The organism is Duganella aquatilis (assembly GCF_009674565.1).
Taxonomy (GTDB): Bacteria; Pseudomonadota; Gammaproteobacteria; order Burkholderiales; family Burkholderiaceae_D; genus Rugamonas; species Rugamonas aquatilis.
The window spans coordinates 893,933-905,420 of sequence record NZ_WKJL01000001.1 but is presented as its reverse complement, the minus strand read 5'-3'; the positions used below and the strand labels follow the sequence as shown (position 1 = coordinate 905,420).

The window sequence follows — 11,488 nt, the reverse complement described above, 5'->3', positions numbered from 1 at the left end:
CTGCGTACATGAGGATGTGCGCCCCTTTTCAAAAACGGCAACATTGCACCACCCATGGCAGAAAAAATCATCATGATGACCGAGCAGCGCGATGCTGCTCCATTCATCCCCTCCACTCTGGAAACGCCGACCGGTCTGCTGAGCGACCGCCTGGCGCGGCCGCTGCATGACCTGCGCATTTCGGTCACCGACCGCTGCAACTTCCGCTGCGTCTACTGCATGCCGAAAGCGGTGTTCAACAACGAGTACCAGTATTTGCCGCATACCTCGCTGCTGTCGTTTGAAGAAATCACCCGCATCGCCAAATTATTCATCGCCCACGGCGTGGAGAAAATCCGCCTGACCGGCGGCGAGCCGCTGCTGCGCAAGAATATCGAAAAGCTGATCGGCATGCTGGCCGAGCTGAAAACCGTCAGCGGCAAGCCGCTGGACCTGACGCTGACCACCAACGCCTCCCTGCTGGCGCGCAAGGCGCAATCGCTGAAGGACGCCGGCCTGCAGCGCGTCACCGTGTCGCTCGACGCGCTCGACAACGCCACCTTCCAGCGCATGAACGACGTCGACTTCGCGGTGGAGGATGTGCTGAAGGGAATCGACGTCGCCCACCAGGTGGGCCTGGGGCCGATCAAGGTCAACATGGTGGTCAAGGGCGGCATGAACGACCACGAAATCGTGCCGATGGCGCGTTATTTCCGCAATACGCCTTATATCCTGCGCTTCATCGAGTACATGGACGTGGGCGCGTCCAACGGCTGGAAGATGGATGAGGTGATTCCCTCGGCCGAGGTGGCGCGCCGCATCAGCGCCGAGATGCCGCTGGAGCCCATCGCCGCCAACTACACGGGTGAGACGGCCTCGCGCTGGCGCTACGTGGACGGCAGCGGCGAAATCGGCCTGATTTCAAGTGTATCCCAGGCATTTTGCTCGGACTGTACTCGCGCGCGGCTGTCAACTGAGGGTAAACTGTACACCTGTCTGTTTGCCACCGGCGGCCACGACCTGCGCGCGCTGCTGCGCGAAGGCCGCGACGACGCCGAAATCAGCACCGCGCTGGCGCACCTGTGGCGCAAGCGCGAGGACCGCTATTCGGAACTGCGCACCAGTCAGACTGCGGAGCTGCGGCGCAGCGCCAATAAAGTGGAAATGTCTTACATCGGGGGATAGTTTTGTCTTTGAAGAGCAAGGTCACCGGACTGATACTGGCGGGCGGCCGCGGCACGCGCATGGGCCGCGTCGACAAGGGCCTGCAGCCGTTTCGCGGCGCGACGCTGGTGGCGCATGTGATGGCGCGCCTGTCGCCGCAGGTGGCCAGCGTGGCGATCAACGCCAACCGCAACCTGCCGCAGTACCAGGCGGTGGCGGGCGAGTCGCCGGTGCTGCCGGACTTTATCGACGGTTTCGCCGGGCCGCTGGCGGGCTTGCAGATCGGCTTGCAGTTCTGCCCGACCGAGCTGCTGTTGACGGCGCCGTGCGATTCGCCGTTCTTTCCGCTGGATCTGGCTGAACGGCTGCATGCGGCGATGGCGGCCCAGGGCGCCGACATGGCCATGGCCGTGACCATGGAGCGCGATCCGGAACAGCCGGACGCCGCGCCGTTCCGCCAGCCGCATCCGGTCTTCAGCTTGATGAAGGCCAGCGTGCTGCCGCAGCTGGACGCCTACCTCGACACCGGCGCGCGCCGCATGGAAGGCTTCTTCAAGACGCTGAAGGTGGCGGAGGTGATGTTCGATGACGCCGCCGCGTTCGGCAACATCAACACGCTCGAAGACCTCCACCGCCATGAGCGCACCGCGCCACCGCCAGCCGCGCCGGCCGCCGTTGCGCCGCGCGACGCCGATCCGGCCGCGCTGCCGGTCGACGAAGCGCAGCGCCTGATCTGCGAACGCATCGCACCGGTCGAGGCGACGGAGACCTTGCCATTGCTGGCCGCCCTGGACCGCGCACTGGCGGCCGACATCATCTCGCCGATCAACGTCCCCGCCTACGACAACTCGGCCATGGACGGCTACGCGCTGCGCGGCGCCGACCTGCCTGCGCAAGGCACGGCCACGTTCAAGGTGATCGGCATCGCCTACGCCGGCCATCCGTTCACGCAGGCGCCGCAGCAAAACGAATGCGTCCGCATCATGACCGGCGCCGCCATCCCGCCCGGTTGCGATAGCGTGCTGCCGCAGGAACTGGCCGCCGCGATTGACGGCGACAGCGTCACCATCGCCGCCAACGCCCTGCGCGCCGGCGCCAACCTGCGCCGCGCCGGCGAAGACCTGAAAGCCGGCGGCATCGCCATCGCCGCCGGCAAACTGCTGCGCCCTGCGGACCTCGGCCTGATCGCCTCGCTGGGCATCCCGAGCGTCAGCGTGCGCCGCAAGCTGCGCGTAGCCTTCTTCTCCACCGGCGACGAACTGCGCTCGCTGGGCGACAAGCTCGATACCGGCTGCGTCTACGACAGCAACCGCTACACCCTGTTCGGCATGCTGACGCGCCTGGGCTGCGAAGTGATCGACCTTGGCGTGGTGCGCGACGACCCGCAAGCGCTGGAAGCCGCGCTGCGCGACGCCGCCGGCAAGGCCGACGCCATCATCACCTCCGGCGGCGTCTCCGAAGGCGCCGCCGACTACACGCGCGACATCATGGCCCTGCTGGGCGACGTCGCCTTCTGGAAGCTGGCCATGCGTCCCGGCCGCCCGCTGGCCTTCGGCAAAGTCCAGACGGAGCAAGGCAGCGCATGGCTGTTCGGCCTGCCCGGCAACCCGGTCGCGGTGATGGTCTCGTTCTACATGTTCGCCCGCCCCGCCCTGCTGCGGATGATGGGCGCCGAAGCGAAATTGCAAACGCTCCAGGCGCGCGCCACGGAAGCCATCCGCAAGCGCCCCGGCCGCACCGAGTACCAGCGCGGCATCGTCAGCACCGGCGCCGACGGCGTCGCGCAGGTGCGCCTGACCGGCGCGCAAGGCTCGGGCATCCTCAGCTCCATGACCGAAGCCAACTGCATCGTCGTCCTGCACCACGCGCAAGCCAACGTCGACGCCGGCCAGATGGTCGACGTGATGCTGTTCGACGGCCTGACCTGAGCGCCATGCAGACGCCAGCCCAATCGCCAGCTCCGCGCCTCCAAGTCCGCAACCTGCAATCGCCGATCGCCGGCCCGTACACATTCGACCTGGCGGCCGGCGAATGCATCAGCATCGCCGGTCCTTCCGGCGCCGGCAAAAGCCTGCTGCTGCGCATGCTGTGCGACCTCGATCCCAACACCGGCGAGATCCTGCTGGACGGCGCTCCACGCTCCGGCATCGGCGCGCCCGTGTGGCGTTCGCAGGTGGTGTACCAGCCGGCCGAACCGGCATGGTGGCTGCCCACCGCCGGCGCGCATTTCAAGCCGGGCCAGATCCCGCGCATGCAGGAACTGCTGCCGCAACTGAACCTGTCGCCGGCCTTGCTGGAACATGAGGTTAGCCGCCTCTCCACCGGCGAACGCCAGCGCATGGCGCTGATACGTTCGCTGGCCTGCAATCCCAAGGTGCTGCTGCTCGACGAACCCACCGCCGCGCTGGACCCGGAAGCCGTCGCCGCCACCGAAACGCTGCTGCGCAAGGAGGTGGCCAGCGGCCTGTCCGTCATCCTGGTCACCCACTCGGCGCAGCAGGCGCAAACGCTGGGCCACCGTCACATGACCATGCGCGAGCGCCAGCTGCACGAGGATACGCCATGAGCGGCATGATGCCGATACAGCCGGGCGCCATCGACCTGGCCATCGCTTCCTCGCTGGTGGTGCTGAACGCCGGCATCTCGGCCTATCTGGGCTTGCGCATGCAGCGCATGATGCTGTGGTCCGCCGTGCGCATGGTGGTGCAGCTGCTGCTGGTCGGCCTGGTGCTGCGCTGGGTGTTCGCGCTGGCCTCGCCCGCCGCCACGCTGGCGGTAGCCCTGCTGATGATTATCGCCGCCGCGCGCGAAGTGGCGATGCGGCCTTCACACGGCTTGATGGGCTGGCCCGGCGTGTGGCTGGCCACCGTCAGCGTCGGCCTGTCCAGCATCGCCACCGTGGTGCTGGCGCTGCTGACGGTGCTGCATCCAACGCCGTGGTACGAGCCGCAGTACGCGGTGCCGCTGATCGGCATCGTGCTGGGGAACGTGCTGAACTCCGCCAGCCTGGGACTGGACACCTTCTACGGCGGCGTGGTCAACTCCCGCGCCGCCATCGAAGCGCAGCTGGTGCTGGGCGCCACCCGCAACGAGGCGCTGGCGCCGTTGATCCGCGAATCGGTGCGCAAGGGCCTGATTCCGATCATCAACCAGATGTCGGCGGCCGGCATCATCACCCTGCCCGGCATCATGACCGGCCAGATCCTCGCCGGCATGGACCCGATGGACGCGGTGCGCTACCAGATCCTGCTGATGTTCCTGCTGGCCGGCGGCAGCGGCATCTCGGTCACGCTGGCCGTCTACCTGGCCGCGCGCAGCATCACGGACGAACGTCACCGCCTGCGGCTGGAACGCTTGACGAGCCGCTGAACGCCACCGCCAGCATGCCGCACGCCAGCGCCGCAAAGGCCCACTGCAAACCCACGGCGTGCGCCACGAAGCCGATCAGTCCCGGCCCCGCCAGAATGCCCGCATAGCCGATGGTCGAGATGGCGCTGACCGCCAGCCCGGCCGGCATGTCCCGCTGGGCGCCGGCAGCCGTGAACAGCACCGGCACGATGTTCGACGCGCCGCAGCCGATCAGCACAAAGCCCGGCAGCGCCAGCCACGCCGACGGCGCCAGCACCACGATGAAGAAGCCTGCCGCCGACGCCAGCCCACCCAGCATCAGGATGCGTTTGCCGCCCCAGCGCTGCACGATCTTGTCGCCGTTCAAGCGGCCGATGGTCATCGCCACCGCAAACGCCGCGTAACCAAGGCCGCCCTGTGCGCCGCTCAGGCCGCCGTGGGTCAGCAGTACCGCGCTCCAGTCGAGCACCGCGCCTTCGGCCAGGAACACGAACATGCACAGCACGCCGATCAGCACCACGGCGCCACGCGGCATCACCAGCAATGGCGCGTCGCGCTCCGCCGCCGGCGCTTCGCGCAGCAGGTTCGGGCCGGCGGCCAACAGCACCAGCGCCACCGCAAGCGTCATCGCCACCGAGGCGCTGACAATGTCCATGCCCAGCCACAGCATGGCGCTCATCGAACCGGCGCCGGCGATGCCGCCCACGCTGAACATACCGTGGAAGCCGGACATCAGCGCACCGCCGTAATCCTTCTCGACGATCACCGCTTGCACATTCATCGACACATCCAGCGTGCCGATGGTGGCGCCGAACAGGAACAACGTCAATGCCAGCAAGGGCGCGCTTGGTGCAATGGCGAGAAACGGGAACACCAGGCAGCAGCCAAGTCCGGAGCAGAGGATCACGCGGCGGCAGCCGAAGCGCGCCGCCAGCACGCCGGTCACCGGCATCGCCAGCAGCGAGCCGATGCCAAGGCACAGCAGCAGCAGGCCCAGTTGCGCGGCCTCCACGCCGGTGCGCGCCTGCGCATACGGCACCAGCGGCGCCCACGAAGACATGGCCATGCCGGCCGCGAGGAATGCCAGGCGCGTCGAAACGCGGTGCTTCAGATCAGTGGTTTTCATGGGATTCATGCGCCAGCGCGCAGCAGGTTGACGCCGGCGGCGGCGTAGTCGGCGGCCAGCGCCTCGGCCGCATCCGCTTCGACGATCAGGTGGGTCAGTTGGGACAGCGGCAGCACGCGGTAGGAAGCCACGGCGCCCAGCTTGGCGCCGGTGGCGACAACGGCGGTGGCCTTGCTTTGCGCGGCCAGTCGGCGTTTGAATTCGGCTTCTTCGTAATCGACAGCGGTGACGCCGGCGTCGAGGTCGACGCCGCAGGCGCCGATGAAGTACAGGTCCGGGTGAATCAGCTCCACCTCGCGCAGCGCGGTCGCACCCACGCTGCCGCCCAGGCTTTGCTTGATGCGGCCACCGATCATGATCAGGTCGACGTTCGGTTTGTCCAGCAGACGCGCGGCGATCGATGGCGCGTTGGTCAGCACCGTCAGCGTCACCGGCGGCAGCGCTTCGGCGATGGCCAGGTTGCTGGAACCGGCGTCGATGAAGATCACGGCGCCCGGCTGGATCAGCGTGGCGGCGGCAGCGGCCAGGCGCGATTTATCGGACTGCTGGCGCTCCATGCGCTGGGTCAGCGTGCCGCCTTCCGGCGCGGCCGGCATGCGCACCGCGCCGCCATAGACCTTCTGGCACAAGCCGGCGGCAGCCAGGTCGCGCAGGTCGCGACGAATGGTGTCTTCGGTCACGTCCAGTTCGCGCGCCAGCACGGCGGCCAGCACCCGGCCCTCGGTGTTCAGTTGTTGCAATATCAATGCGTGCCGCTCGGGCAGCAGGAGAGGTTCTTTTTTCATGTACGAAAGTGTACATGGCTACGGCCAAAATGTAAACAAACACGCACAAATACGCACAAATGAGGATCAAGGCTCCCGCAACCGCAGCAGTGCCTCGGCGGAATTGGCGAACACGGCGGCATCCTTCTCGATGCGGCGGAATGCCCTTCCCAGGCTGGCGCGCATGAAGGTGCTGTGGGCGTAGCGCGTCACCTTGCTGTAGTAGCGCTCCGCCAGATCGTTCACCGCCGCCACGTAGTCGTCCATCAGGTCCGGCGCGATGGAGAAATTGTCGTAGTTGATCACCGCCGGCACCTTGCGGCCGAGCGGGCCAAGCAACTCCGCCACCATGGCGCAGATGGCGGCAATGGTGGCCGCGTCGCCCACTTCGAAACCTTCGAAATTGACGAAGAACAGTTCCTGCTGCGCGTCATAGACCAGCCGCTGCGCCAGCGGCAGCGCCAGGAAATCGGCGCGCCAGTTCATCGCCAGCGGCGCGAACAGGCGCGCATCCATCAGCTTCAGTTGCGGGCTGACCAGCGGCCGGAAATCCATGTGGGCGAAGATGTCGCGCTCGGCGTCGATGCCCGGCGCGATTTCCACCAGCTCCAGACCGGACATGCCGCCGTCCAGCACCAGCCGGAACACGCAGCGCTCGGTGACGAACAGCGCCTCCTGCCCGCGCCGCGCGGCGTACTCGCCGCTGTAGGTGCGGTGCTCGACTTCGTTGATGAACTTCCGTGTCGCGCCCTTGTCGGCCATGAAGGTGCCGACAAACACCACCTTGCGCGCGTTCTGGCTGATGTTGATGAAGCCGCCCGCGCCAGCCAGCTTGCTGCCGAATTTGCTGACGTTCAGGTTGCCGTGCCGGTCCGCCTGCGCCAGCCCGAGGATCGCCACATCCAGTCCGCCGCCGTCGTAGAAATCGAACTGGTAAGGCTGGTCGATGATCGCGTCCGCATTGGTGGCGGCGCCGAAGTTCAGGCCCGCCGCCGGCATGCCGCCGATGACGCCCGGCTCCGCCGTCAGCGTGACGAGATCAAGCAGCTTTTCCTCCGCCGCCACCGCCGCCACGCCTTCCGGCATGCCGATGCCGAGATTGACCACGTTGTTCGGCCGCAGCTCCATCAGCGCGCGGCGCGCGATCACCTTGCGCTCCGACAGCGGCATTGGCGCCACCGCCGACAGCGGCATGCGCAGTTCGCCGGCAAACGCCGCGCTATATGGTTCGGCGAAGGTCTGCATGTGGTACTCGGGTTTTTCCGCTACCACCACGCAGTCGACCAGGATGCCGGGAATCTTGACCTGGCGCGGATTGAGCGTGCCGCGCTCGGCGATGCGCTCCACCTGCACGATGACGATGCCGCCGGAGTTGTGCGCGGCCATGGCGATCGCCAGCGCTTCCAGCGTCAGCGCCTCGCGTTCCATGGTGATGTTGCCGTTGGCGTCGGCCGTGGTGCCGCGTATGATCCCCACGTGCACCGGCTGCGCCTTGTAGAACAGGTGTTCCTTGCCGCCCAGCGTGACCACTTCCACCAGTTCCTCGGTGGTGCGCGCGTTGATCTTGCCGCCGCCGTGGCGCGGGTCGACAAAGGTGCCGAGGCCGACGTGCGTCAACAGGCCAGGCTTGCCGGCGGCGGTGTCGCGGAACAGCTGGCTGATGACGCCTTGCGGCAGGTTGTAGGCTTCCACCTTGCCCTGCATCGCCAACTGCTGCAGCTTGGGCACCAGGCTCCAGTGGCCGCCGACGATGCGCTTCAGCAGCCCTTCATGGCCGAAGTGATTCAGGCCGCGATCCTTGCCGTCGCCCTGTCCGGCGGCATAGAGCAGCGTCAGGTCGCGCGGCGCGGCGTCGGCCAGGAAGCGCCGCTCCAGCGCCACCGCGATGTTTTCCGCGAAGCCGACGCCAACAAAACCGCCGGTGGCGATGGTGTCGCCGTCGCGTATCAGGCTGACCGCGTCGGCCGCGCTCACCACCTTGTTGCGTTGCACGGCCGGCATGCCGAGCGAGGAAAAATCAAGCGTGCGAGCTGGCATGGCGGCTCCTTCTTTAATCCGGATCGTTCCTGTCCAAATCCGCGCCCATCAGCAATTGCGCCTGCTCGCTGGGCAAGGCTTCCACGGTCTTGAGCTTGCGCGCCATGACGCGGCTGCGCGTTTCGGCCGATTCGATATTTTTGGCGGCGCGTTCCAATGTTAGCTTGGTCGCGGCCAGCACGTCGCCGAATTTGGAGAACTCGGTCTTCACCGCGCCCAGCACCTGCCACACTTCCGACGAGCGTTTTTCCAGCGCCAGCGTGCGGAAGCCCATTTGCAGGCTGTTGAGCAGCGCCGTCAGCGTCGACGGGCCGGCGATGCTGATGCGGTGCACGCGTTGCAGCTCGTCGGCCAGGCCGGGACGGCGCATCACTTCGGCGTACAGACCTTCGGTCGGCAGGAACAGGATGGCGAAGTCGGTGGTGTGCGGCGGCGAGACGTATTTCTCGGAGATGGTCCTGGCTTCGAGGCGCACCGCGCGTTCCAGCTCGCGGCCGGCCAGCGTCACGCCTTCGGCATCGGCATTATCGGCCGCTTCCAGCAGGCGTTCGTATTGCTCTTTCGGAAACTTGGCGTCGATCGGCATCCAGACCTGCGTGCCGTTGTCGCCCTGCCCCGGCAGCTTCAGCGCGAATTCCACGCGCGCGCCGCTGCCGAGGATGGTTTCGACATTCTTCGCATACTGGTCCGGCGTCAACACCTGCTCCAGCAGCATTTCCAGCTGCACCTCGCCCCAGGTGCCGCGCGTTTTCACGTTGGTCAGCACGCGCTTCAAGTCGCCGACGCCCAGCGCCAGCTGCTGCATCTCGCCCAGGCCGTGGTGCACGCGCTCCAGCCGTTCGGACACCTGCTGGAACGAGGCGGTCAGGCGCGTCTCCAGCGTGGCGTGCAGTTTTTCGTCGACCGTCTTGCGCATCTCTTCCAGGCGCGCGCCGTTGTCGGCCTGCAGATCCTTGATCTTCAGTTCCAGCGTGCCGCGAATTTCTTCCATGCGCTGGTTCATGCTGTCGGCAAACAGCTTCAGGCTGCGCGCCTGCTCGTTGCGGCCGACCAGGCCTTGCGCTTCCAGCTGGCGGCGCATCGCTTCAAACTGCTGCACCGTGGCGGCGTTGCTGGTCTGCGCGGTGGTTTGCAGCTGCATGCGCACTTCGCGTTCGACACGCTCGATGCGTTCCGCGAGATCGGCGGACGGCGCCACGGCGCCGGCACGGCTGCGCAACAGCGCCATCACTTGCAGCGCGATGACGACGGCCAGCGCCGCCAGCAGGATGAAGAACTCGGTCTGGGTCATGAGATTAATCCGGCTTGTTACGCATCCAGTCGGCGGTCTGGAAGAAGGAGTTCATCAGGCGCACGCGCAGTTCGGTATCGATGCCGGTGTCCTCCATCGCCCACGCCATGCAGCGCAGCCACTGGTCGCGCTCCTGCGTGCCGATGGCGAACGGCATGTGCCGCATGCGCAGGCGCGGATGGCCGTGCGCCTCCTGGTACAGGTCCGGCCCGCCCATCCAGCCGCTGAGGAACATGAACAGGCGCTGACGCGCGTTCTCCAGCGAGGGGCCGTGCACGGAGCGCAGCAGCTGGAACTCGGGTTCGAGTTCCATCAGATCATAAAAGCGGTCGACCATGTCGCGCACGGTCGGCTCGCCACCAATTACTTCATACAGGGTGCGGGATTCTTCAGTCATCCCGCCATGATAACTTATACCAGCGCCAGCTTGCGCAGGCGGCGCGTGGACGACCAGTTCTCCAGGTCGACCTGGCCGCGCACCGCGTCGCAGGCGGAGACGATGCGCGCCAGCTGCGCGCGATCCAGCCCGGAATTCAGCGTCAGCCGCACCAGCGAACGGTTCTTCGGCGTGGCCGGCGCGCAAAACATGGCGCCGTACACGCCGTGGCTCTCCAGCAGCTTGCGCAGCGCCAGCGTCTTCGGCTCCGGCCCCGGTTCCAGCGCGATGATCTGCTCGCTGCCGTCGCTGACGTTATAGCCCAGCGCGCTCAGGTCGTCGCGCAGTTCGCGCGCGTGGGCGTGCAGCGCGGCGCGGCGGTCATCGGCGGCGGCGATGAAGTCGATGGCGGCGTCGAATCACGCCAGTTCATGGCCCAGCAGGCAGGAACTGAAAATCGCCGGCCGCGACTCCGACAGGAAGTAGCCCTTGAAATAGCTGGAACAGCTGATGAAGCCCGCCCGTCCGGCAAACGCCTTGGCCAGCGACGCCGTTCGAAAATGCACCCGCTCGCTCAGGCCCAGTTCCGCCACCAGCCCGGCGCCGCGCGGGCCGTGCGTGCCCAGCGAATGCGATTCGTCGACGATCAGCATGCAGCCGCTGCGTTCGGCGATGTCCACCAGTTCAGTCAGCGGCGCCAGGCTGCCGTTGGTGCTGTACAGCGCATCGACCACGATCAGGCCACGCCCGTGGCGCTGCAATTGCTTTTCCAGATGCTCCATGTCGTTGTGCAGGAAGGACACCGGCAGCGCGCCGGCCGACTGCACGCCCTCCCACAGCGAAGCATGCGCCTGCATGTCGAGGTAGACCGGGATGCCCGGCCCGGCCAGCGTCTGCACCAGCCCGACGTTGGCCGCCCAGCCGGATTGCGCCAGCACGCCATCCTCGGCGCCCATGAACTGCGCCAGCTTGCGTTCCAGCCGGTGCTGCGCGCTGCCCTCCTGAAGATACACGGCCGACATCAGCAGCTCGCCATGGCTGTTCTGCAAGGCCGCCACCTGCGCGCCCACCAGCGCCGGCTCGCCGGCCAGGCACAGGTAGTCGTTACCCGCCAAAAACACCGCGCCGGCCGGTGTCGGTTGCCAGGCGTGCGGGTGTTCACCGCCCAGCAGTTGCGCAATGCGCGTGATGTAATGCTGGTCCATGCGCCGCGTGACAAAGTCCGGCAGAGGAGCGATAGGTTGATTTTTGGCAAATGCGTAGGTCATGGCGAATCTCCTTGGGTTTGAGCAAAAAAGATTGTTTTTTTATGAACCGCAGTCCCACCATGCGGCGAAAAAAACTCAAAGAGATTGATACGGATCAATTACCGTTTTGATACCCAAAAACCCGTTGTAAATTAA

At 66.5% G+C, this 11,488-nt stretch carries 9 protein-coding genes and 1 pseudogene; 4 read left to right on the top strand and 6 right to left on the bottom strand.

The window, feature by feature from the left end:
• Positions 1-54 precede the first annotated feature (54 nt).
• The 4 genes from moaA to GJ698_RS04185 are packed head-to-tail and all read left to right on the top strand — an operon-like array spanning position 55 to position 4,512.
• Complete coding sequence (gene moaA / locus GJ698_RS04200) at positions 55-1,164, top strand: GTP 3',8-cyclase MoaA (RefSeq protein ID WP_154356295.1); 1,110 nt, start codon at positions 55-57, stop codon at positions 1,162-1,164.
• A gap of 2 nt (positions 1,165-1,166) precedes the next feature.
• Positions 1,167-3,071, top strand: coding sequence for a molybdopterin molybdotransferase MoeA (gene moeA, locus GJ698_RS04195; protein ID WP_154356294.1), 1,905 nt, complete (start codon positions 1,167-1,169; stop codon positions 3,069-3,071).
• A gap of 5 nt (positions 3,072-3,076) precedes the next feature.
• Entirely contained in the window at positions 3,077-3,709 is a 633-nt protein-coding gene (locus GJ698_RS04190) for an ABC transporter ATP-binding protein (RefSeq protein ID WP_154356293.1), read from the top strand.
• A 5-nt stretch (positions 3,710-3,714) separates the two neighbouring features.
• The gene (locus GJ698_RS04185) at positions 3,715-4,512 is read left to right on the top strand and encodes an ABC transporter permease (protein WP_154356396.1); all 798 of its coding nucleotides are present in this window, start codon (positions 3,715-3,717) and stop codon (positions 4,510-4,512) included.
• Here GJ698_RS04185 and GJ698_RS04180 read toward each other — a convergent pair.
• The 6 genes and pseudogenes from GJ698_RS04180 to cqsA form a co-directional block, all read right to left on the bottom strand.
• Entirely contained in the window at positions 4,463-5,617 is a 1,155-nt protein-coding gene (locus GJ698_RS04180) for an MFS transporter (RefSeq protein ID WP_229259815.1), read from the bottom strand. The two genes, GJ698_RS04185 and GJ698_RS04180, sit on opposite strands and share 50 nt — an antisense overlap.
• A 5-nt stretch (positions 5,618-5,622) precedes the next feature.
• Complete coding sequence (locus tag GJ698_RS04175; protein ID WP_154356291.1) at positions 5,623-6,402, bottom strand: DeoR/GlpR family DNA-binding transcription regulator; 780 nt, start codon at positions 6,400-6,402, stop codon at positions 5,623-5,625.
• A 66-nt stretch (positions 6,403-6,468) separates the two neighbouring features.
• Positions 6,469-8,418 (bottom strand): acyl CoA:acetate/3-ketoacid CoA transferase, encoded by a 1,950-nt coding sequence (locus GJ698_RS04170; RefSeq protein ID WP_154356290.1) that lies wholly within the window; start codon positions 8,416-8,418, stop codon positions 6,469-6,471.
• Between the two features lie 13 nt (positions 8,419-8,431).
• A complete protein-coding gene (locus GJ698_RS04165) occupies positions 8,432-9,709 on the bottom strand; it encodes a DNA recombination protein RmuC (RefSeq protein ID WP_154356289.1) in 1,278 nt (425 codons plus the stop codon).
• A 4-nt stretch (positions 9,710-9,713) separates the two neighbouring features.
• On the bottom strand, positions 9,714-10,106 hold the full coding sequence (locus GJ698_RS04160) for a group II truncated hemoglobin (protein WP_154356288.1): 393 nt from the start codon (positions 10,104-10,106) through the stop codon (positions 9,714-9,716).
• 14 nt (positions 10,107-10,120) lie between these two features.
• A pseudogene (gene cqsA / locus GJ698_RS04155) lies at positions 10,121-11,353 on the bottom strand (alpha-hydroxyketone-type quorum-sensing autoinducer synthase).
• Positions 11,354-11,488 lie beyond the last annotated feature (135 nt).

What these genes read in the sequence shown, in the direction of transcription:
- GJ698_RS04185 (WP_154356396.1), top strand. Translation starts at nt 3,715, where the DNA reads ATGATGCCGATACAGCCGGGCGCCATCGACCTGGCCATCGCTTCCTCG.
- GJ698_RS04180 (WP_229259815.1), bottom strand. Translation starts at nt 5,617, where the DNA reads ATGAAAACCACTGATCTGAAGCACCGCGTTTCGACGCGCCTGGCATTC.
- GJ698_RS04175 (WP_154356291.1), bottom strand. Translation starts at nt 6,402, where the DNA reads ATGAAAAAAGAACCTCTCCTGCTGCCCGAGCGGCACGCATTGATATTG.
- GJ698_RS04170 (WP_154356290.1), bottom strand. Translation starts at nt 8,418, where the DNA reads ATGCCAGCTCGCACGCTTGATTTTTCCTCGCTCGGCATGCCGGCCGTG.
- GJ698_RS04165 (WP_154356289.1), bottom strand. Translation starts at nt 9,709, where the DNA reads ATGACCCAGACCGAGTTCTTCATCCTGCTGGCGGCGCTGGCCGTCGTC.
- moaA (WP_154356295.1), top strand. Translation starts at nt 55, where the DNA reads ATGGCAGAAAAAATCATCATGATGACCGAGCAGCGCGATGCTGCTCCA.
- GJ698_RS04190 (WP_154356293.1), top strand. Translation starts at nt 3,077, where the DNA reads ATGCAGACGCCAGCCCAATCGCCAGCTCCGCGCCTCCAAGTCCGCAAC.
- GJ698_RS04160 (WP_154356288.1), bottom strand. Translation starts at nt 10,106, where the DNA reads ATGACTGAAGAATCCCGCACCCTGTATGAAGTAATTGGTGGCGAGCCG.